Consider the following 21,046-nt stretch of genomic DNA (forward strand, 5'->3'; position numbering starts at 1 on the left):
TCGCGTCGGCGAAATGGCAACGATAACGGTTAATGATAACGACTACGATAGCGAAAGAGCCTTGTTTTGAAAGCATCCGAATTGACCCAGAATATTCCTTCCCGGCTGGTGATCGCCACGCGCGAGAGCCGTCTTGCCATGTGGCAAGCTGAACACGTGCGCGCGCGCCTGGCGGCCCTGTATCCGCAGTGTAGCGTTGAACTTCTCGGCATGACCACACGCGGCGACCAGATTCTCGACCGCGCCCTGTCCAAGGTAGGCGGCAAGGGCCTGTTCGTCAAGGAGCTGGAAGTGGCGATGGACGAAGGCCGCGCCGACCTGGCCGTGCATTCGCTCAAGGACGTGCCGATGGAGTTGCCGGAAGGCTTCGCGCTGGCCGCCATCCTCGAGCGCGAAGACCCGCGCGACGCGTTTGTCTCCAACGATTACGCCAGCCTGGCCGAACTGCCGCACGGCGCCGTCGTCGGCACCAGCAGCCTGCGCCGCCAGTCGCTGATCGCCGCGCGCTATCCGCACCTGACGATACTGCCCCTGCGCGGCAATCTCGACACGCGCCTGGGCAAGCTCGACCGTGGTGATTATGCGGCCATCATCCTGGCCGCCGCCGGCTTGAAGCGCCTGGGCCTGGCGTCGCGCATCCGCGCCGTGCTGGCGCCCGAAGACAGCCTGCCGGCCGCCGGCCAGGGCGCGATGGCCATCGAGATCCGCGCCGGGCGCGCCGACGGCGTCGACCTGGCGGCCGTGCTGGCGCCGTTGAACCACACGGCCACGGCACAGGCCGTCACAGCCGAGCGCAAGGTATCGAAGATCTTCGGCGGCAGCTGCCAGATTCCGCTGGCCGCGTTTGCCACCGTCGAGGGCGACAGCATGCGTTTGCGCGCCATGGTCGCCACGCCGGACGGCGCGCGCATGGCCAGCGCCGAGGTCAGTGGCCCGGCCGGCGCGCCGGAACTGCTGGGTGAACAGGTGGCCGAGCTGCTGCGCGCGCAGGACGCGGCCGGCATCCTCGCCTCGTGTGCCGTTACGCCCGACAATCACGAAGGCCTGGCGCCGCATGCCTGACAGCGTGGTGATCACGCGGCCCGCGGCGCAGGCGGGACCGCTGGCCGCCCGGATCGCGGCCCTGGGCTGGCCGGTGACCCTGCTGCCGCTGCTGGAAATCCATGCGCTCGACGGCGAGGAGGAATGCGCGCGGCTGCACGCCGTGCTGCACCGCCTGGCTGATTACGACCTGGTGGTATTCGTCTCGCCCAACGCCATCGACTGCGTCTTTGCGCATCTGCCTGCGTGGCCGCCCGGCGTGCCGCTGGCCGTGGTGGGCGAGGGCAGCAAGATGGCCCTGGCCGCGCACGGCGTCACCGATGCCAACGCCAGCATCACCAGTCCGCGCGACGCGGCGCGCAGCGATTCCGAGCATTTATTGCTGGCGCTGGACTTGCCGGCCCTGCGCGGGCGGCGCGTGCTGATCGTGCGCGGCGACGGCGGGCGCGACTTCCTGGCCGACGGCTTGCGCGCGGCCGGTGCCGAAGTCAGCTTCGTGACAGCCTATCGCCGCAAGGTACCGACGCTGACGCCGGTCTTGCGGGCGACCCTGGAAAACTTGTTGCAGCATAATAACGACTGGATCATCACCAGCTCGGAAGCGCTGCGCGGCTTGCTTGCCTTGCTGGACGAAATGGGGGACAGAGCAGCTGTTGTTGCAAAAATGCAACAGCAGCATCTGATCGTGCCGCACGCCCGCATTGCACAAACGGCGGCCGGCCTGGGCTTTGCCCGTGTCACCTTGACAGGATCAGGCGACGCAGGAGTGCTCGCCGCGTTACAATCACGACCATGAACGAAATGCCTACACTCTCCGAACCGAATGCAACGCCTGGCAGCGCCGTGAAGACGGCGCCGCAGGCGCCTGAGCAACCCCCTGGCCGCGCGCCCGGCCTGATCGAGCAGCTGCAAAAGCCGATGAGCATTGCCGTCATCGTGCTGGCCGTGCTGCTGGCCGCGCAAAGCTGGTCGACCAGCAACAAGATCCGCAATCTGCGCGAAGAAGTGGCCAAGCGCCTGCAAAAAGGCGACGTCAGCAACGCCGAAACAGGCGTGCTGGCGCGTAACGTGCAAGAAGGCACGAAAGAGCTGCAAATCAAGGTGGGAGCGCTGGAAAACCGCCAGAGCGAAACCCAGAGCCAGCAGCTTGCGCTGGAGCAACTGTACAACGACTTGTCGAAGAACCGCGACGAGTGGGCGCTGACCGAGATCGAGCAAGTGCTGTCGACGGCCAGCCAGCAGCTGCAACTGGCCGGCAACGTGCCCGGCGCGCTGATCGCCCTGCAAAACGCGGACCGCAGCCTGTCGCGCTCGGACAAGCCGCAGTTCATCACCATCCGCCGCGCCATCGGCCGCGACATGGAAAAACTCAAGGCCCTGCCCAGCGTCGATTCGACGGGCGTGGCCCTGCGCCTGGACGCCGTGATCGCCCAGATCGACGCCTTGCCGATGCTGTCCGACGAAACGCCGGCCCTGCCTGCCGCCCCGCAAAAGCCGGGCAAGGCCAAGCCCGTGCGCGACGCCGCCGGCAAGCTGGTGGGACCGCCGGCGCCGGAACCGCTGCTGCAGACAGTGCGCGACGGCTGGAATACGTGGAGCGGCGACATGTGGGACGACGTGCGCCAGTTGATCCGCATCCGCCGGGTCGATACGCCGGAAGCGCTGATGCTGTCGCCGACGCAGTCGTATTTCTTGCGCGAAAACGTCAAGCTGCGCTTGCTGAATGCGCGCATGGCCTTGTTGTCGCGCAATGAAACCGCCTTCCGCAACGACTTGATCGCCGCCCAGGATGCGCTGGCCAAGTATTTCGATACGCGCGCCAAGAACACGCAAACGGCGCAAGCCCTGCTGCGCCAGGTACAGGCAAGCAATCTGGCCATCGAAATGCCGACCTTGTCCGACAGCCTGACGGCTGTGCGCAACTACAAAGCGAAGTCCTGAGCCCATGCGTCTATTCCTCTGGTTACTCGCCCTGATGGCCGCGGCGATCGGTATCGCCGTGACGGCCCGTTTCAATCCCGGCAACGTGGTGCTGTTCTATCCGCCATACCGCGTCGACCTGTCGCTGAACTTCTTCCTGCTGCTGCAGGTGACCCTGTTCGTGCTGCTGTACCTGCTGGTGCGCGCCGTGCGCGCCACCGTGCGCATGCCGTCGCAAGTGGCCGCCTACCGCCAGCGCAAGCGTGAGCGCGACGGCAACAAGGGCTTGCGCGAAGCCTTGAAGGCCCTGTTCGAAGGCCGTTTCGGCCATGCGGAAAAAGCCGCGCTGCGCGCCGCCGAGTTGGACGAGAACGCCGGCCTGGCCGCGCTGATCGGCGCGCGCGCCGCCCACCGCATGCGCCAGTCCGAGCGCCGCGACAGCTGGCTGGCCAGAGTCGAAGGCGATGCCAGCCTGAAGACGGCCCGCTTGATGACGGTGACGGAACTGCTGGTCGACGACCACCAGCCGGAAGCGGCGCTGGCCGCCGTGCGCGAACTCAACGCCAGCGGCACGCGCCACATCCATGCGCTGCAATGGTCGCTGAAGGCCGAGCAGCAGGCGAAGAACTGGCCGGAAGTGCTGCGCCTCGTGCGTTCGCTCGACAAGCACCGCGCCCTGCATCCGGCCCTGTCCTCGCGCCTGCGCGAGCTGGCCTACGAGCATCTGCTGTCCGATCCTTCGCACGATGCGGAATCGTTGCTGCGCGTCTGGTCCAGCGTGCCGAGCAGCGACAGGGTCAAGCCATATATCGCCTGCCGCGCCGCCACGGCCCTGAATGCGCGCGGCCTGCACGATGAAGCGCGCCTCGTGTGCGAAGAATCGCTGGCCGCCGACTGGGACGAGCGCGTCGTGCGCGCCTACCGCGAAGCGGCGGCGCCGGCCGGCACGCCGGCCCTGCTGCTGCAGATCGAGCATTGCGAACAGTGGCTGAAGCAGCGTCCGCTGGACGCGGAACTGGCCCTGACCCTCGGTTCGCTGTGCCTCAAGCAAAAACTCTGGGGCAAGGCGCAGCGCCACCTGGAGCAGGCGCTGTCGGACGCGAACGATCCGCAGATGGTGCGCGACGCCCACCTGAAGCTGGCGCAGATGCACGATGCCTTGCAGCAAACGGAGCAGGCTGCCGCGCATTACCGGCAGTGCGCTTTAGCAACAATTCTGTAAGATAGCTGTCAGATAAGATAAAGAGCTGACAAAGAGCCCGTTTTCCATAAGAAAGCGGGCTCTTTTTTATGTGCTGCGGCGCACAAGCCCGGCCGAGTTCTCTATAATTACGTCGTTAAAACACAATCCGCATAATGAGGAAAATCCATGAGTTTGAATAACGTCTCTTCCGGCCGCGACCTGCCGAACGATTTCAACGTCGTCATCGAAATCCCGATGAACGCCGATCCGATCAAGTACGAAGTCGACAAGGAAAGCGGCGCGATCTTCGTCGATCGCTTCATGGGTACCGCCATGCACTACCCGTGCAACTACGGCTATGTGCCGAACACCCTGTCGCCCGATGGCGACCCGGTCGACGTCCTGGTCATCACCCCGTTCCCGCTGATCCCGGGCGTGGTCGTGCGCTGCCGTCCTATCGGCGTGCTGAAAATGACGGACGAGTCGGGCGAAGACGCGAAAGTGCTGGCCGTGCCAGTCGACAAGGTCCTGTCGATCTACAGCCACTGGCAAAAGCCGGAAGACCTGAACGAACTGCGTTTGCGCCAGATCCAGCATTTCTTCGAGCATTACAAAGATCTGGAAAAAGGCAAATGGGTCAAGATCGACGGCTGGTATGGTCCTGACGTGGCCAAGGAAGAAATCCTCGGCGGCGTCGCCGCCTACAAGGCCGATGCTGAAAAAGCCGCTTCCTGATTAGCCGCCGCGCGTGGCAAGGCGCGGCTGCCGCCGCTTTCCTGCCGTGTGCGAGTAAAAAACGCCTCCTGCTATCATGGCAGGAGGCGTTTTTTTTGCCATAAATATCATGCTTTACGGAGGATGAAGTCGCTTCATTGCGCCAATTCATTATTCATAAATCAATTTCTTCAATGATGACAGGGAGGTGATATGCATACCGGGCATGTATTCATGCGTTCGTGGTGGGTGCTGGCCTTGCGCGGGCTGGCGGCCATCGTCTTTGGCGCGATCACCCTGGCGTGGCCGGGTGTCACCGTCCTGTCGCTGCTGCTGGTGTTTGCCGCCTACGCGCTGCTGGGCGGCGGGGCGTCGGTGATCGGCGCGTTCAGCAACCGCAAGCATGGCGGCGACTGGTGGGCCTTGTTGTTGCTGGGTATATGTGGCCTGGCCGTGGGCATATTGACTATCATCAACCCGCTGCTGACGACGTTTGCCTTGATCGTCATGATCGGCGTCAATGCCCTTGTTTCCGGCGTGTGCGACATCGTGCTGGCGATCCGCCTGCGCAAGGCCATCGAGGGCGAATGGCTGCTGGTGCTCAACGCCGTCATCTCCATCGCCTTCGGCCTCCTGATCCTGCTGTTTCCCGCTGCCGGCACCTTCGCCCTCGTGTGGATGATAGGCGTGTATGCCTTGCTCACGGGTATCTTGCTGCTGACCCTGGCATGGCGCGCCTACAAGCTGCAGAAGGATGGCGCCTACGGTTCCGGTGCGGGCCGCTCGGCCGCCTGATCGCCATTGCACGCGCGATGAGCAATGCTCCCCGCCGGCCGGGGGCATTGTTTACGCGCGAAACGGGCTGTGCTCGTTCAATTCATCGAGATAGGCATCGATGCCGCCCCGTTCGCGCTCGAGGAAGCGCTGCACGGCGTCGGCAAAGGCCGGGTGCGCCAGCCAGTGGGCGGACCAGGTCTTTTGCGGCAGGAAGCCGCGCGCCATCTTGTGCTCGCCCTGGGCGCCCCCTTCGAAGGTGGCGATGCCGTTGGCGATGCAAAATTCCAGCGGCTGGTAGTAGGCCGTCTCGAAGTGCAGGCAGGGCACGTGTTCGAGCGCGCCCCAGTAGCGGCCATACAGAGTGTCGGCCGTGTGGATCACCAGCGAGGCGGCGATGGCGCGGCCTTCGCGCTCGGCGATCAGCAATAGAATGTTTTGCGGCATGGTCGCGCCGATGCGCCGGAAGAAATCCAGCGACAGATAGGGCGAGGAGCGGTGCTCGGCATAGGTATTGCTGTAGCAGCGGTGAAACAGCTTCCAGTCCGCGTCCGTGGCGTCGATGCCGCGCACCTGGCGCATGGTCACGCCCGCTTCCCGCACCTTGCGCCGCTCGGCGCGGATATTCTTGCGCTTCTTGTGTTCCAGGGTGGCAAGAAACTGCTCGAAATCCGTATAGCCGGGATTGAGCCAGTGAAACTGCACGCCGCTGCGCAGCAGGTAGCCCGCTTGCTCCAGCTGGCGCGCCTCGCTTTCCGGCGGGAACAGGAGGTGGCAGGACGACACTGCGCTGGCCTGCTGCTGGGCCTGTAAAAAGGCCAGCAGGGCGGCGCGCGCTTCGCCGTCGCGGGCCAGCAAACGCGTGCCGCTCACGGGCGTAAAGGGAATAGCGGACAACAGTTTCGGGTAATATTCGAGGCCATGCTGCTGATAGGCATCGGCCCAGGCCCAGTCGAACACGTACTCGCCATACGAATGCATTTTCAGGTACAGGGGCAGGGCGGCGGCCAGCGTGTCTCCTTGCCACAGCACCAGGTAATTCGGCTGCCAGCCCGTGTCCGCGCTGGCGCAGCCGGACTCGTGCAGCGCATGCAAAAAGGCATACGAGAGGAAGGGAGTGGCATCCGCCTGGCGCGCCAGCAGTTCAGACCAGGCCGCTTCGCCAATTTCAGCCAGGGTAGTGACGATAGCCGTGCGATAATTCATTGTTCTAGTGTGCATTCATCACTCTCGGGGCGCCACACAGCGGCCTGCGCGCTCCCGTCTTGTTCTTGTTTAATAAAATTAATAAAACGAAATTTCCATCATCATGACAGTCAAAGTCGCAATTGCTCAAATGAATAGTACGGTCGGTGATCTGAGCGGCAACCGTGCCAAGATCGTCGACCTTTCCCGCCGCGCCTTTGACGCGGGCGCCGATATCGTGCTCACGCCGGAACTGTCGCTGGTCGGCTACCCGCCCGAGGACTTATTGCTGCGCAATGCATTCTACGCAAAAACGCAGGAAGCGTTTGCCGGGCTGGCCCGCGACCTGGCCCAGTTCAAGGATATGCACGTGGTGGTGGGCCTGCCGCTGCAGGACGAGAAGGGCGTGCGTTACAACGCCGCCTCCGTACTGCTCAATGGCGAGGTGCTGGGCACCTACCGCAAGCACGACTTGCCGAACACCACCGTGTTCGATGAAAAGCGTTATTTCACCTCGTCGGACCAGGCTTTCGTGTTTGGCGTGAAGGGCGTGCGCTTCGGCATCAATATCTGCGAAGACACGTGGTTCGAGCATGCACCGATGCGCGCCCGCGCGGCCGGCGCGCAAGTGCTGCTGGTGCCGAACGGCTCGCCCTACCACATGAACAAGCAGCATTTGCGCTACGAAACCATGCGCAAGAACGTCAGCGCGCAAGGCATGGCCCTCGTGTACGCCAACCTGGTCGGCGGCCAGGATGAGCTGATCTTCGACGGCGACTCGTTTGTCATGGATGCGGCCGGCACCATTTGCGCCCAGTTGCGCCATTTCGAGGAAGACTTGCAGCTGGTCGAATTCGACGGCGCCACGCCCGTGCCGCAGCCGCTGGCCGCGCCGCTGACCACCGAGGCGCAGGTGTACCAGGCGCTGGTGCTGGGCGTGCGCGACTACATAGTCAAGAACGGCTTCCCGGGCGTGCTGATCGGCATGTCGGGCGGCGTCGATTCCGCGCTGACCCTGGCCATCGCCGTCGATGCGCTGGGCGCCGACAAGGTGCGCGCCGTGATGATGCCGTCGCAATTTACGGCCGATATCTCGTGGATCGATTCGCGCGACATGGTAAAGCGCCTCGATGTGCGCTACGATGAAATTCCGATCAAGCAAACCTTCGACGCCTTCCGCGCCACCCTGGCGGACGAGTTCGCGGGGCTGGCGGAGGACGCGACGGAAGAGAACATCCAGGCGCGCATCCGCGGCACCCTGCTGATGGCCCTGTCGAACAAGCATGGCAGTATCGTCTTGACAACGGGTAACAAGAGCGAGATGGCCGTCGGTTATTGCACCCTGTACGGCGACATGGCGGGCGGCTTTGCCGTGATCAAGGATATCGCCAAGACGCTGGTGTACCGCCTGTGCGCGTACCGCAACGGCATCTCCAGCGTGATTCCCGAGCGCATCCTGACGCGGGGACCGTCGGCCGAGCTGCGCGCCGACCAGCTGGACCAGGATTCGCTGCCGCCGTATGACGTACTCGACGGCATCATGCAGCTGTACATGGAAGAAAACCGGCCGATCGCCGAGATTATCGAGGCTGGCTACCCGCCGGCCGACGTGGCCCGGGTCACGCGTTTGATCAAGATCAATGAATACAAGCGGCGCCAGTCGCCGGTCGGCATCCGCGTCACGCACCGTGGCTTCGGCCGCGACTGGCGCTACCCGATTACCTCGAAATTCTACGAATAAGCAGCCATCTGTCCACAATCCAACAATTTTAAGGAGTAGCCATGAAACAGATTACCGCCATCATCAAACCATTCAAGCTCGACGAAGTACGCGAGGCCCTGGCCGATGTGAATGTGACGGGCTTGACCGTGACAGAAGTGAAGGGCTTTGGCCGCCAGAAGGGCCATACCGAGCTGTACCGTGGCGCCGAGTACGTGGTCGACTTCTTGCCGAAAGTCAAAGTCGAAGTGGTGGTGGACGACAGCGTGTCGGAACTGGTGGTCGACGCCATCATCAAGGCGGCCCGCACGGGCAAGATCGGCGACGGCAAGATCTTCGTGCGCGACGTGGAGCAGGTCATCCGCATCCGCACGGGTGAAACCGGCCCGGACGCGGTGTAAGTCCAAGCCAACGATGTTGTCGGATTACGGCTCTTCGAGCCTGATCCGACCTACTGCCTGATGCACGTCGATACGCGTAGGTCGGCTTAGCGCGCCAGCGCGTAAGCCGACGCTGCTGAGCCACCCAAGCTGCCGGATTGCGCTTCAGCGCCCCAGCCGCATGTCGAATTTCCAGCAGATCAGGCGCATGATGGTGATGCCGCTGGCGCTGGTCCACAGCGCAAAGTCGTGTTCCGCGCCGAAATGTTTTTGCAGCAGGTAGGCCCAGCAGCCGATGAACGCGCAGATCGCATACGGTTTGCCGTCGCGAAACACCATCGGCACTTCGTTACAGACGATGTCGCGCATCACGCCGCCGAAAATCCCCGTAATCACTCCCATCATCGAGGCAATGAAAATCGGCATGCCGGCGCGCATGGCTTCGGCCACGCCCGCGATGGCGAACATGCCCAGGCCGATGGCGTCGGCGATGACGATCAGGCGTTCCGAGACGATCTGGCGCAGATGCTGGATCAGGGGCGCGGCCGTCAGGGCCAGCACGAAGATGAGAATCGCGTATTCCTGGTGCGAGACCCAGAACAAAGGCCGCTTGTCGAGCAGGATGTCGCGCAGGGTGCCGCCGCCGAATGCCGTGATGAAGGCCACGACGAATACGCCGACGAGGTCCATGCGCTTGCGGCGCGCTTCGATGAAACCGGAAAACGCGCCCACCAGGATGGCGATGATCTCGATGATCTTGATCAGCGAGCCAGGCGGCAATTGGGGTGGCATCATGGGGGGAGCGCGTGCACGAGACGCTAAGCAGGAAATAATTGTCACAGGTTAACATGACACGGCCCCGAATGGTGACAAACGGGGCCGTGCGCAGGGTGTAACTTGTTACTGAATTGTAATTTCTTGCTATCTATCCTAGCGGATGGGCTGCAGGGCCGCCGAGAGCAGCACGACGAGGGCGCCATCGCCCCCTTCCGAGCGGCGCGCCTGGCAAAAGGCGATGACTTCATCCTTTTGCACGAGCCAGCTGTGCACCATCGATTTCAAGACCGGTTCCTGGCCTTTCGAGCCGAAACCCTTGCCGTGGATCACGCGCACGCAGCGCAGCTTGCGCCGCGCCGCCTGGTTCAAAAAGGCGCCGATGCCATCGCGCGCCTCGTCGCGGCGCAAGCCGTGCAAGTCCAGCTCATCCTGGATGGGCCAATGGCCCTTGCGCATCTTCTTGACCACGTCCGGCCCCACGCCGGGGCGGGCGTAGTTCAGGGCCGGATCGTTTTCCAGATAATGGTCGACCTCGAACAAGTCCGACAGCGATTCGCGCAGCACGGCCGCGTCGTCCTCTGCCGGAGACAACTTGCGCGCCGGCGGCGGGGCGCCTGCCGCACCCGTCTTGGGCAGGCTGGGCACGTAGCGGTCCGACTCGGGCAGGCGCTTGACGCCGCCGATGCTGGCCTTGAACAGATTGCTTTCCACGGCCTGGACCTTGGCCTGTTGCGCGCGCGCCGCTTGCTCGGCTGCGCGCGCATCGGCTTGTTCCTTGAGCTGCTTGCTGACCGCTTTCAGGTCGGCAAAGTCTTTCATCGACGCCATGCGACGCTTACTCCTGGCCTTCCAGGTAGCGCTGGGCGTCCAGTGCTGCCATGCAACCCGTGCCGGCGCTGGTGATGGCCTGGCGGTAGATATGGTCTTGCACGTCGCCGGCGGCAAACACGCCCGGCGCGCTGGTGGCCGTGGCCATGCCTTCCAGGCCAGTCTTGGTCTTGATGTAGCCGTTGTGCATGTCCAGCTGGCCTTCGAAGATGCCCGTGTTCGGCTTGTGGCCGATGGCGATGAAGACGCCATGCACGGACAGCGCTTCGACCTTGCCGTCGATGGTCGACTTGATGTTCAGGCCCGTCACGCCGCCTTCGTTGCCCGTCACTTCGTCCAGGGTGTGGTTATATTTCAACACGATCTTGCCTTCGGCAACCTTGGCGTTCAGGCGGTCGATCAAAATCGCTTCGGCGCGGAACTTGTCGCGGCGGTGGATCAGCGTGACCTTATTGGCGATGTTCGACAGGTACAGCGCTTCCTCGACGGCCGTATTGCCGCCGCCGACGACGGCCACTTCCTGGTTGCGGTAGAAGAAACCATCGCAGGTGGCGCAGGCGGACACGCCCTTGCCCATGAACTCCGCTTCGGATGGCAGGCCCAGGTATTGCGCGGACGCGCCCGTGGCGATGATCAAGGTGTCGCACGTGTATTCGTGGCTGTCGCCCTTCAGGCGGATCGGCTTTTCGTTGAGGAAAGTGGTGTGGATGTGGTCAAACACGATTTCCGTATTGAAACGCTCGGCATGTTGCAGCAAGCGCTGCATCAGGTCCGGGCCTTGCACGCCCATCGGGTCGCCGGGCCAGTTTTCCACGTCCGTGGTGGTCATCAACTGGCCGCCTTGTTCCACGCCGGTGACCAGCATCGGGTTCAGGTTGGCGCGGGCGGCGTAGACGGCGGCGCTGTAGCCGGCTGGGCCGGAGCCGAGGATCAAAACGCGGGCGTGTTTGGTAGTGGTCATGGGAGGCTTCTCTATGAGTGGGGTCTATCCGAATTGGGGGCATACGCGCGAAGAACAAGGCTGTATTGCGCTTGCGCAAGCAATCCTCGATTATAGACCAAGCCGCCTGTAGCGACGAATCGTGGGGCCGTCCGGGGCATATATGGCTTAGAATACTTCCTTATTATGGGAAATTCCCTTTCAGAAACATTTATCACCTAGCAGCGCTTCCCAGAATGACTAAACCAGCCCAGGCCAATCAAAATAGCTATACCCGAAAACCGGTCGAACGCCGGCCCTTGCCGAACCGGCTGGTACGGCTGCTGTCCGAGGCGCGCTGGTTCGCGCTGGCCGCGTTTGCCCTGTATTTCGTGCTGATACTGGCCAGCTTCAACAAGCTCGACCCGGGCTGGTCGCACGCCACCAATGTCGACAAGGTGGCCAACCTGGGCGGCAAGCTCGGTGCGACTTTCTCCGATCTGCTGCTGTACATCTTCGGCTTTTCCGCCTGGTGGTGGTGCGTCTGGCTGCTGCGCACCGTGTGGAATGGCTATCGCCGGCTGAGTAAGCGCTTCCTGCTGGAAGAAGAGGACGTGGAGCGCGAGCACCATGTCGAGATGCTGATCCGCATCGTCGGTTTCTCCGTCATGCTGATCGGCAGCATGGGCCTCGAATACCTGCGCATGGCCAAGAGCCTGCACGTACAGCTGCCGCGCGATCCCGGTGGCGTGCTGGGCCAGCTGGTGGGGCATTCGGCCCACGTGGCCTTTGGTTTTACCGGCGCTACTTTATTACTGTTGCTGCTGTTTGGCCTCGGTTTCAGCCTGTTCTTCCACGTTTCTTGGCTGCAAGTGGCGGAACGCATCGGCGGCGCCATCGAGGACGCCTTCAACTGGTTCGTGCTGCGCTACCAGGACCGCGAAGACCGCCGCCAGGGCGAAGTGGCTGCCGTGCGCCGCGACGAAGTGGTGGTCATCGAACGGGCCAAGCACGTGGAAAAGCACGTGGCCGCGCCGCCCGTCAAGATCGAGCCGCAAGTGGTCACCGTGGTGAAATCCGAGCGCGTGGAAAAAGAGCGCCAGGCGCATCTGTTCGAGAACTTGGGCGATGGCAAGCTGCCGCCGCTGTCCCTGCTCGACGAGGCGCCGCCCGTGGTGGAAACGGTGTCCGTGGAAACCCTGGAATTCACGAGCCGCCTGATCGAAAAGAAATTGTCGGACTTTGGCGTGGATGCCAAGGTAGTGGCCGCTTACCCCGGCCCTGTGGTGACGCGCTATGAAATCGAGCCGGCCACGGGCGTCAAGGGCAGCCAGATCGTGGGCCTGGCGCGCGACCTGGCCCGTTCGCTGTCCCTGACGTCGATCCGTGTCGTGGAAACCATTCCTGGCAAGAATTACATGGCGCTGGAATTGCCGAACAGCAAGCGCCAGATCGTGCGCCTGACGGAAATCCTCGGCTCCAAGGTCTACAACGATGGCGTGTCCAGCCTGACGATTGCGCTGGGCAAGGATATCGCCGGCAAGCCCGTCGTGGCGGATCTGGCCAAGATGCCCCACTTGCTGGTGGCCGGCACCACCGGTTCCGGCAAGTCCGTTGGCATCAATGCGACGATTCTGTCGCTGCTGTACAAATCCGACCCGCTCGATGTGCGCCTGATTTTGATCGATCCGAAGATGCTGGAAATGTCCGTCTACGAAGGCATTCCGCACTTGCTGGCGCCCGTCGTGACCGACATGCGCCAGGCCGGCCACGCGCTGAACTGGGCCGTGAACGAGATGGAACGCCGCTACAAGCTGATGAGCAAGATGGGCGTGCGCAACCTGGCCGGCTACAACGCGAAGATTGCTGACGCGAAAAAGCGCGAAGAACACATCCCGAACCCGTTCAGCCTGACGCCGGACTCGCCCGAGCCGCTCGATAAGCTGCCGACCATCGTCATCATCATCGACGAACTGGCCGATTTGATGATGGTGGTGGGCAAAAAAGTCGAGGAATTGATCGCGCGCATCGCACAAAAGGCCCGCGCCGCCGGTCTGCACTTGATTCTGGCCACGCAGCGCCCATCTGTAGACGTGATCACGGGGCTGATCAAGGCGAATATCCCGACGCGTATCGCCTTCCAGGTCTCGTCGAAGATTGACTCGCGCACCATTCTGGACCAGATGGGCGCGGAAACCCTGCTGGGCATGGGCGACATGCTGTACATGCCGCCCGGCACCGGTTTGCCGATGCGCGTGCACGGCGCGTTTGTGTCGGATGAAGAAGTCCACCGCGTTGTCAGCCATTTGAAGCTGCAGGGCGAACCGAATTACATCGAGGGCATCCTCGAAGGCGGCACCCTGGAAGGCGATGGCGCCGAAGGCGGCGCGCCGGGCGAGGGCGGCGGCGAGGCCGATGCCCTGTACGACCAGGCGGTGGCGGTGGTGCTGAAAAACCGCCGCGCCTCGATTTCGCTGGTGCAGCGTCATTTGCGCATCGGCTACAACCGCGCGGCCCGTCTGCTCGAGCAGATGGAGCAGAGCGGGGTGGTATCAACCATGCAATCCAATGGCAACCGGGACATCCTGGTGCCGGCGGCGAGTAGTGAACAAGGGTAACGGAATGAAGAATACGACTTTCGCAGCAAAAATGATCATCGGCGCGGCCAGCGTTGCCTGCAGCCTGCTGTTCGCGGCCAGCGCCTCGGCCAGCGCCCTCGAGCAATTCAAGAGCTTTGCCGCCGGCACCAAGTCGGCCAAGGGCGAATTCGTGCAGCGCCAGGTCAAGAAGGCGGACGCCAGCGGCAAGGCGAAAGTTTCCACGCCAGCTAGCGGCACCTTCGAGTTTGCCCGCCCGGGCAAGTTCATCTGGACGTATCTGAAGCCGTACGAGCAGTTGCTGCAGGCGGACGGCGACAAGTTGTATATCTACGACAAGGACTTGAGCCAGGTGACGGTCAAGAAACTGGGCGACGCGCTCGGTTCCTCGCCGGCCGCCATCTTGTTCGGCAGCAACGACCTGGAAAAGAACTTCACCCTGGCCGAAGCAGGCACGCGCGACGGCCTGGAATGGCTGAAAGCCACGCCGAAGGCGAAGGACACGACGTTTGACGAAATCACCATCGGCCTGCGCAACGGCGTGCCCGAAGCGATGGAATTGCGCGACTCGTTCGGCCAGACGTCGGTGTTGGCGTTCAAGAACTTCCAGAAAAATCCGGCCTTGTCCGCGAACCATTTCAAATTCGTGATGCCAAAAGGCGCGGACGTCATTAATAACTGATTGTTGACGTCTTGCTGTTGACCGGCCTCGCAGCGATGCGGGGCTTTTGCATTCTTACCCGGTACCATACTATGGCGGATCTCTTTTCCACCGCACCGCGCCAGCCGCTGGCCGAAGCCTTGCGGCCTGCTACCCTCAACGAAGTCATCGGCCAGACGCATCTGCTGGGCGTGGGCAAGCCGTTGCGCCTGGCCTTCGAGGCAGGCAAGGCCCATTCGATGATTTTATGGGGGCCGCCCGGCGTGGGCAAGACGACGCTGGCGCGGCTGATGGCAAACGCGTTTGACAGCGAATTCATCGCCCTGTCAGCCGTGTTCGCGGGCGTAAAAGATATCCGCGCTGCCATGGACCAGGCCCGCCACAGCCTGGACCAGTTCGGCAAGCACACTTTATTGTTCGTCGACGAGATCCACAGGTTTAATAAATCGCAACAGGATGCCTTGCTGCCCTTCGTCGAGTCGGGCCTGGTGACGTTCATTGGCGCCACCACCGAAAATCCCAGCTTCGAAGTGAACTCGGCGCTGCTGTCGCGCGCGCAAGTGTATGTGTTGAAATCGCTCAACGAAGACGAGATGAAGCTGCTGCTGGCCAAGGCGCAAAGCACGGCGCTCACGCACCTGAGCTTCGACGAGGCGGCGGCCGATACCCTGATCGGCTACGCGGACGGCGATGCGCGCCGCTTTTTGAATTTGCTGGAACAGGCCGAGACGGCCGCCAGCTCGACGGGCACGACGACCATCGACGCGGCCTTCGTCGACAATGCGCTGACCCTCAATTCGCGCCGCTTCGACAAGGGCGGCGACAATTTCTATGACCAGATTTCTGCCCTGCACAAATCCGTGCGCGGTTCGAACCCGGACGCGGCCCTGTACTGGTTTTGCCGCATGATCGACGGCGGCGCCGACCCGCGCTACCTGTCGCGGCGCATCGTGCGCATGGCCTGGGAAGACATCGGCCTGGCCGACCCCCGCGCCTTGACCATGGTCAATGACGCGGCGGAAACGTATGAACGCCTCGGTTCGCCCGAAGGCGAGCTGGCGCTGGGCCAGGCCGTGATCTACCTGGCGATTGCCGCGAAAAGCAATGCCGGCTACAACGCGTTCAATACGGCCATGGCCTTCGTCAAGAAAGACAAGTCGAAGGAAGTGCCCGTGCACTTGCGCAATGCGCCGACCAAGCTGATGAAGGAACTCGGCTACGGCCACGCCTACCGTTATGCGCATGACGAGCCTGATGCGTATGCGGCCGGGGAAACCTATTTCCCGGACGGCATGGCCGAACCGGGCTGGTACCAGCCCGTGCCGCGCGGCCTGGAAAGTAAAATAGCCGACAAGCTGGCGTGGCTGCGCGAGCTGGACCGGAAAGCAGGAAAACCGGCCGGCAAGGGCTGAGGCTACAGTCCCAGCAATGTAAAACCGTCATCCTGCGGCGCGTAGCCGACCAGCCGGCGCGTCGAATCAATCGACAGCCGTTTATAGCGGTTGTCCGACACGCCATGCACGACGTGGTAGCCGGGCGGCACGTCCGCAGCGATGCAGCAGGCCAGCAATTGCACCACGTCGCGCTCGCTGATGAAGGCGGCGATGTCGCGCGCGCTGTGCTGTTGACCTGGCGCAAAGTCGGCCACATTGGCGATGCGCACGGCGATGGCCGTCATGCCGTGCTGGTGCGCGAAGGCCGATGCCACGCCTTCGCCGAAGGCCTTGCTGGCGCCATACATGTTCGCCGGACGCGCCGGCATGTGCTCATGCACTTGCACGTCCAACGGATAGCCCTCGATGGCTTGCGCGCTGCTGGCAAACACCACTCTGCCCACTCCCTGCGCCTGTGCCGCGCGGAAGATGTTGTGCGTGCCGACGATGTTCGGCTGCAGCAATTGCGCATCGAAATCGGCGCTGGCGTGCGGCACGCCGGCCAGGTGCAGCACCACGTCGGTATCCATGCAGGCGGCCAGGCAGGCGGCGTAATCGCTGACGTCGAGCTGCATGGAGGGGCAGGGCGCCGATACCAGCCCATCCGTATGCAGGTCGGCCAGGCGCAGGGAGAATTCCCCGTGCCGGCGCTTCCAGAAAGCGGTACCGATGACGCCGGCGGCGCCCGTGACGAGGACGCGCAGTGGTTCTTGATGCAGTGATTCTTTAGTCATGTATTCCTAGTATTGAGTGTGTGAGGCAATGCCAGGCTCAGCCAGCGCAGCAGGGCGGGGCGCGGTGCGGCTGTTGCGTGCACGCGGATGCGTCCGCTGCCCACGGCTTCGACCAGCACCAGGCCGTCATTCGGGATCGTGTAGCGTTCGCCGCTGCGCAGCACGCAATCCTCGAACTGGGCGTAGGCCGTGATCCAGGCCGTGCCGGACAGGCATTCGATGACCCTGGCGTGCGCTTTTTCCAGGCGCAAGGGCCGTTCGCTGCGTAATTCGTGGTCGGTTTGCATGGCATCGCTCCTGTTGTGCTGACAGGAACAGCTTAGGCGCTGGGCTTGAACCATGACAGATGCAGGAAAACGAAATTGTCATGCATACAGTGCCCTTTGCCGTACACTGTGCTTGTCAAAAAAACGGGCAACTGTATCTGTGCGTGCCGCGCGCGCCAGCCGCATACTGAAGGGATGAACATGAGCGCGCACTTGAATCTGTACGAGCACCTGGCCAACGAGCTGGGCGCCCTGATCGACGCGCGCGTGTTTGCGCCCGGCGACCGGCTGCCGTCGATCCGCCACCTGGCGCAGCAAAAGCGCATCTCCGTCAGCACCGTGATGCAAGCCTTGCGCCTGATGGAAGACCGGGGGCAGGTCGATGCGCGGCCCCAGTCCGGCTATTTCGTGCGCCACCGCGCGCCGCGCCGGCCGTGCAGCTTTGACGCTCAGCATTTGAAGGAGCCGGCCTTTGTCGGCATCAACAACCTGTTGATGCGCGTGCTGAAGGAAAACGAAACGCCCGATATCGTGCAGCTGGGCACGGCTTGGCCGCCCGACGAGATACTGCCGATCAAGCGCATGCAGCGCACCATCAGCGCCGTGGCACGGCGCGAACCCATCTTATTGAGCAAGGTCAGCTGCTACGACGTCAGCGAAGGCAATTTCCTGCGCCAGGTGGCGCGCCGGGCGCTGGACTGGGGCAAGCTCGACCCGCACGAGATCGTCGTGACGAATTCCTGCACGGAAGCGATCAGCCTGTGCCTGCGCGCCGTGGCCAGGCCGGGCGACACCATCGCCATCGAGTCGGCCACGTATTTCGTGCTGTTGCAGATGATAGAAAGCCTGGGCATGAAGGCGCTGGAAATCCCCACGGACCCGAAGACGGGGCCGTCGCTCGACGCGCTCGAGCTGGCCATGCGCGCCGGCCTCGTGCAAGCCTGCCTGTTCGTGCCGAACGCCAACAACCCGCTCGGCTGCGTCATGCCGGAAGCCAACAAGAAGCGGCTGGCGGGGCTGCTGTCGGAATTCAATATTCCGCTGGTGGAAGACGATGTGTATGGCGACCTGTGCTTTGCGCCGCAGCGCCCGTGGCCCGTGAAGGCCTACGATACGAGCGGCAACGTTTTATTGTGTTCCTCGTTTTCCAAGGCCATCACGCCCGCCGCGCGCGTCGGTTACGTGCTGGCCGGGCGTTTCGCGCAGGAAGTGGCCTTGCTGAAAACCGTGTCGAGCGGCGCCACCAGCCATTTCTTCCAGGCCGTGCTGGCCGACTTTTTGGAAGGCAGCAGCTACGACCAGCAACTGCGCAAGATGCGGCGCACGCTGGTGCAGCGCATCGCGCGCATGTCCGACGCCGTGGCGGCCAGCTTTCCGGCGGACTGCATGCTGTCCGAGCCGCAGGGCGGTTTCGTGCTGTGGGTGCAGATGCCGCCGCAGGTCGATGCGCTGGCCCTGCACGGCCAGGCCATCGGCGATGGCGTGGCCTACATGCCGGGGCGGCTGTTCTCGGCCTCTGGCAAGTTCGGCAATTATCTGCGCCTCAATTGCGGCAATGCCTGGACGCCGCGCATCGAGCAGGCCATCGGCCGCCTGGGCCGCCTGGTGCATGAGGCCTTGTAACTATTCTTTGCGTTTCAGCCCCCCATTTTCACCGTTCGCTCCCTGTTTTTCGCCGCCGGTCGCAAGCCGGTGGCCTTGTTTGCCGCCGTTGGCTAAAGTAGCACCATACCAGCAGCAGTCAAGCAAACAAACCAACCAGGAGTTACATCATGCACGCACTGAAAAACATGGAAATCACCTTTGTCGCCGCCGCCATCATCGCCATCGGCGCCAGCTTCGCCAGCGCCGGCGCGAACACGGTGGAAGTGAGCGCCAGCAGCACGGTAATCGCCCAGGCCGCCGACAGCGCGATGCCCGTCGTTACCGTCAGCGCCCGCCGCCTGACGGCCGCCGAAAAAGCCGCCTTTATCTAAGCTGTAGCCGTAAAGCGGGCGCGAGTGCCCGGCCATGCCGCCATGACGATGGCAGAGCGTGTGCAAAACTCGGAAAGAACTGAACGGGTCTTGGTACAATGAGTGCTTTCGATACATCGGCACCGCCATCCACCCATGATAGATATCCAACTTCTCCGTAAAGACATCGCCACCGTCGCAGAACGCCTGGCGACGCGCAACTTCCCGCTCGACGTGGCCGGTTTTACCGCCCTCGAAGCCGAACGCAAGGCGATCCAGACGCGCACCGAGGAACTGCAGGGCAAGCGCAACGCGCTGTCCAAGCAAATCGGCATGTTGAAAGGCAAGGGGGAGGACACCTCGGCCGTGATGGCGCAAGTAGCCGGCCTGGGCGATGAGCTGAAAGCCGATGAGGCGGCCCTGACCCTGGTGCAGGCCAAGCTGAGCGAATTCATCATGGCCGTGCCGAATTTGCCGCATGAATCGACGCCAGTGGGCGAAAACGAAGCGGGCAACGTGGAAGTGCGCAAGGTCGGCACGCCGCGCACGTTTGACTTTGAAGTCAAGGATCACGTCGACGTGGGCGCCCCGCTGGGCCTGGACTTCGAAGTGGCCACCAAGCTGACCGGTTCGCGCTTCTCCGTCATGAAGGGCGGCATCGCCCGTCTGCACCGCGCGCTGGCGCAGTTCATGCTCAACACGCACGTGGACGAGCACGGCTACACGGAATGCTATACCCCGTACATGGTCAACGCCGATTCCCTGCGCGGCACGGGCCAGCTGCCGAAGTTTGAAGCCGACCTGTTCTCGGTGAAAAAAGGCGGCGTGGAAGGCGAGGGCGAGACCTTCTACCTGATCCCGACCTCGGAAGTGTCGCTGACCAATATCGCGCGCGATGAAATCCTGGCGCTCGACCAATTGCCCCTGAAAATGACGGCCCACACGCCATGTTTCCGTTCGGAAGCGGGCAGCTATGGCCGCGACACGCGCGGCATGATCCGCCAGCACCAGTTCGACAAGGTGGAAATGGTGCAAGTAGTGCACCCGGACACCTCGTACCAGGTGCTCGATGAAATGGTCGGTCACGCGGAAACGATCTTGCAACGCCTGGGCCTGCCATACCGCGTGATGTCGCTGTGCACGGGCGACATGGGCTTTACGGCCAGCAAGACCTTCGACCTGGAAGTGTGGCTGCCGGCGCAGAACACCTACCGCGAAATCTCGTCCCTGTCGAACACGGAAGCCTTCCAGGCCCGCCGCATGCAGGCGCGTTTCCGCAACGCCGCCGGCAAGCCGGAACTGGCGCACACCCTGAACGGCTCCGGCCTGGCAGTGGGCCGCACCCTGGTCGCCGTGCTGGAAAACTACCAGCAAGCCGACGGCAGCGTCGAAATCCCGCCAGTGCTGCGCCCGTACATGGGCGGCCTGACGCATCTGAAGGCTTGAAAGCTTAGGGCAGCCGGGTGAAGGGAAGGCTTAAAATAGTCCTTCCATTTTTTCAAGCGGCTGCTATAATCTTGCCTTCTCGCAGCAATGCGGGAAAAGACCGCAGCAAATGGAGAGGTGGCAGAGTGGTCGAATGTACTTGACTCGAAATCAAGCGTACGTTAAATCGTACCGTGGGTTCGAATCCCACCCTCTCCGCCAGAACAAATAGAGAAAGCTCCCGCAAGGGAGCTTTTTTTATTTGTGGCGGCGAAGAGGAGTACGCCCCCTGCGGGGCGTACGCGTGGGATTCGAAGCCCCGCGCATATTTGCGCGGGGCTCTCCGAATCGCCCAATTGGTTTTTACACGTGCGCCAAGGCGGCAGCTTCGAAGACGAGCGCGTACTCGCGCGAGACTCCCCGAATCGCCCAATTGTTTTTTCGGGTTGGCGGCCAGCATTGAGTTGCAAATCACCAATAAACCCCTACCCAACCCAACAACACCCATGCTAAAATAGCGCCTCGTTCAAACAG

General features: G+C 62.8%; 20 protein-coding genes and 1 tRNA gene. 15 read left to right on the plus strand and 6 right to left on the minus strand.

Annotated elements, in window-relative coordinates; all coding sequences use genetic code 11:
• Window positions 1-66 precede the first annotated feature (66 nt).
• The 6 genes from hemC to AC3RCJ_RS10275 all read left to right on the plus strand — a co-directional run bounded on the left by hemC (window position 67) and on the right by AC3RCJ_RS10275 (window position 5,653).
• Window positions 67-1,062 carry a hydroxymethylbilane synthase gene (gene hemC / locus AC3RCJ_RS10250; protein WP_492963294.1) on the plus strand — a complete coding sequence of 332 codons (996 nt, stop codon included), beginning with the start codon at window positions 67-69 and terminating at the stop codon, window positions 1,060-1,062.
• On the plus strand, window positions 1,055-1,837 hold the full coding sequence (locus tag AC3RCJ_RS10255) for a uroporphyrinogen-III synthase (protein ID WP_492963292.1): 783 nt from the start codon (window positions 1,055-1,057) through the stop codon (window positions 1,835-1,837). The genes hemC and AC3RCJ_RS10255 overlap by 8 nt, the downstream gene beginning before the upstream one ends.
• The gene (locus AC3RCJ_RS10260) at window positions 1,834-2,982 is read left to right on the plus strand and encodes a uroporphyrinogen-III C-methyltransferase (RefSeq protein ID WP_492963290.1); all 1,149 of its coding nucleotides are present in this window, start codon (window positions 1,834-1,836) and stop codon (window positions 2,980-2,982) included. Before AC3RCJ_RS10255 ends, AC3RCJ_RS10260 begins: the two co-directional genes overlap by 4 nt.
• A 4-nt stretch (window positions 2,983-2,986) precedes the next feature.
• Entirely contained in the window at window positions 2,987-4,183 is a 1,197-nt protein-coding gene (locus AC3RCJ_RS10265) for a heme biosynthesis protein HemY (RefSeq protein WP_492963288.1), read from the plus strand.
• Between the two features lie 147 nt (window positions 4,184-4,330).
• Window positions 4,331-4,879, plus strand: coding sequence for an inorganic diphosphatase (gene ppa / locus AC3RCJ_RS10270; protein ID WP_092801086.1), 549 nt, complete (start codon window positions 4,331-4,333; stop codon window positions 4,877-4,879).
• A 192-nt stretch (window positions 4,880-5,071) separates the two neighbouring features.
• Window positions 5,072-5,653: an HdeD family acid-resistance protein gene (locus AC3RCJ_RS10275; protein ID WP_492963285.1), complete on the plus strand. Its 582-nt coding sequence runs from the start codon at window positions 5,072-5,074 to the stop codon at window positions 5,651-5,653.
• A 51-nt stretch (window positions 5,654-5,704) separates the two neighbouring features.
• On the opposite strand, the gene AC3RCJ_RS10280 is transcribed toward AC3RCJ_RS10275, so the two are convergent.
• On the minus strand, window positions 5,705-6,838 hold the full coding sequence (locus tag AC3RCJ_RS10280) for a GNAT family N-acetyltransferase (protein ID WP_492963353.1): 1,134 nt from the start codon (window positions 6,836-6,838) through the stop codon (window positions 5,705-5,707).
• A 103-nt stretch (window positions 6,839-6,941) separates the two neighbouring features.
• Between AC3RCJ_RS10280 and AC3RCJ_RS10285 the strand changes: the two genes are divergently transcribed.
• Window positions 6,942-8,558, plus strand: coding sequence for an NAD+ synthase (locus tag AC3RCJ_RS10285; protein ID WP_492963283.1), 1,617 nt, complete (start codon window positions 6,942-6,944; stop codon window positions 8,556-8,558).
• Between the two features lie 41 nt (window positions 8,559-8,599).
• Complete coding sequence (locus AC3RCJ_RS10290) at window positions 8,600-8,938, plus strand: P-II family nitrogen regulator (RefSeq protein ID WP_034758685.1); 339 nt, start codon at window positions 8,600-8,602, stop codon at window positions 8,936-8,938.
• Window positions 8,939-9,082: 144 nt separating this feature from the next.
• Here the strand turns inward: AC3RCJ_RS10290 and AC3RCJ_RS10295 are convergent, their stop codons facing one another.
• The 3 genes from AC3RCJ_RS10295 to trxB form a co-directional block, all read right to left on the minus strand.
• On the minus strand, window positions 9,083-9,712 hold the full coding sequence (locus AC3RCJ_RS10295; RefSeq protein WP_492963281.1) for a trimeric intracellular cation channel family protein: 630 nt from the start codon (window positions 9,710-9,712) through the stop codon (window positions 9,083-9,085).
• A gap of 135 nt (window positions 9,713-9,847) precedes the next feature.
• The gene (locus tag AC3RCJ_RS10300) at window positions 9,848-10,522 is read right to left on the minus strand and encodes a Smr/MutS family protein (protein ID WP_492963279.1); all 675 of its coding nucleotides are present in this window, start codon (window positions 10,520-10,522) and stop codon (window positions 9,848-9,850) included.
• 7 nt (window positions 10,523-10,529) lie between these two features.
• Entirely contained in the window at window positions 10,530-11,483 is a 954-nt protein-coding gene (gene trxB / locus AC3RCJ_RS10305; RefSeq protein ID WP_034758671.1) for a thioredoxin-disulfide reductase, read from the minus strand.
• A 215-nt stretch (window positions 11,484-11,698) separates the two neighbouring features.
• Here trxB and AC3RCJ_RS10310 point away from each other — a divergent pair, with 215 nt between their 5' ends.
• The 3 genes from AC3RCJ_RS10310 to AC3RCJ_RS10320 all read left to right on the plus strand — a co-directional run bounded on the left by AC3RCJ_RS10310 (window position 11,699) and on the right by AC3RCJ_RS10320 (window position 16,111).
• The gene (locus AC3RCJ_RS10310; protein WP_492963276.1) at window positions 11,699-14,059 is read left to right on the plus strand and encodes a DNA translocase FtsK; all 2,361 of its coding nucleotides are present in this window, start codon (window positions 11,699-11,701) and stop codon (window positions 14,057-14,059) included.
• A gap of 31 nt (window positions 14,060-14,090) precedes the next feature.
• Complete coding sequence (gene lolA, locus AC3RCJ_RS10315; protein WP_099759968.1) at window positions 14,091-14,720, plus strand: outer membrane lipoprotein chaperone LolA; 630 nt, start codon at window positions 14,091-14,093, stop codon at window positions 14,718-14,720.
• Between the two features lie 71 nt (window positions 14,721-14,791).
• Entirely contained in the window at window positions 14,792-16,111 is a 1,320-nt protein-coding gene (locus AC3RCJ_RS10320; RefSeq protein WP_492963274.1) for a replication-associated recombination protein A, read from the plus strand.
• A 2-nt stretch (window positions 16,112-16,113) separates the two neighbouring features.
• Here AC3RCJ_RS10320 and AC3RCJ_RS10325 read toward each other — a convergent pair whose 3' ends face one another.
• The gene (locus tag AC3RCJ_RS10325; protein ID WP_492963272.1) at window positions 16,114-16,866 is read right to left on the minus strand and encodes an NAD-dependent epimerase/dehydratase family protein; all 753 of its coding nucleotides are present in this window, start codon (window positions 16,864-16,866) and stop codon (window positions 16,114-16,116) included.
• Entirely contained in the window at window positions 16,863-17,153 is a 291-nt protein-coding gene (locus AC3RCJ_RS10330) for a DUF2917 domain-containing protein (protein WP_492963270.1), read from the minus strand. Before AC3RCJ_RS10330 ends, AC3RCJ_RS10325 begins: the two co-directional genes overlap by 4 nt.
• A 180-nt stretch (window positions 17,154-17,333) precedes the next feature.
• On the opposite strand from AC3RCJ_RS10330, the gene AC3RCJ_RS10335 reads away from it, so the two are divergent.
• The 4 genes from AC3RCJ_RS10335 to AC3RCJ_RS10350 all read left to right on the plus strand — a co-directional run bounded on the left by AC3RCJ_RS10335 (window position 17,334) and on the right by AC3RCJ_RS10350 (window position 20,734).
• Entirely contained in the window at window positions 17,334-18,755 is a 1,422-nt protein-coding gene (locus tag AC3RCJ_RS10335) for an aminotransferase-like domain-containing protein (RefSeq protein ID WP_492963268.1), read from the plus strand.
• A gap of 149 nt (window positions 18,756-18,904) precedes the next feature.
• Complete coding sequence (locus tag AC3RCJ_RS10340; RefSeq protein ID WP_289950889.1) at window positions 18,905-19,108, plus strand: hypothetical protein; 204 nt, start codon at window positions 18,905-18,907, stop codon at window positions 19,106-19,108.
• 135 nt (window positions 19,109-19,243) lie between these two features.
• Window positions 19,244-20,533, plus strand: a complete 1,290-nt coding sequence (serS, locus tag AC3RCJ_RS10345; RefSeq protein ID WP_492963266.1) for a serine--tRNA ligase — start codon at window positions 19,244-19,246, stop codon at window positions 20,531-20,533.
• A gap of 111 nt (window positions 20,534-20,644) precedes the next feature.
• Window positions 20,645-20,734 (plus strand) — tRNA-Ser (locus AC3RCJ_RS10350).
• Window positions 20,735-21,046: the final 312 nt, after the last annotated feature.

The sequence above is a fragment of the Janthinobacterium sp. GW822-FHT07H11 genome, from assembly GCF_058798615.1.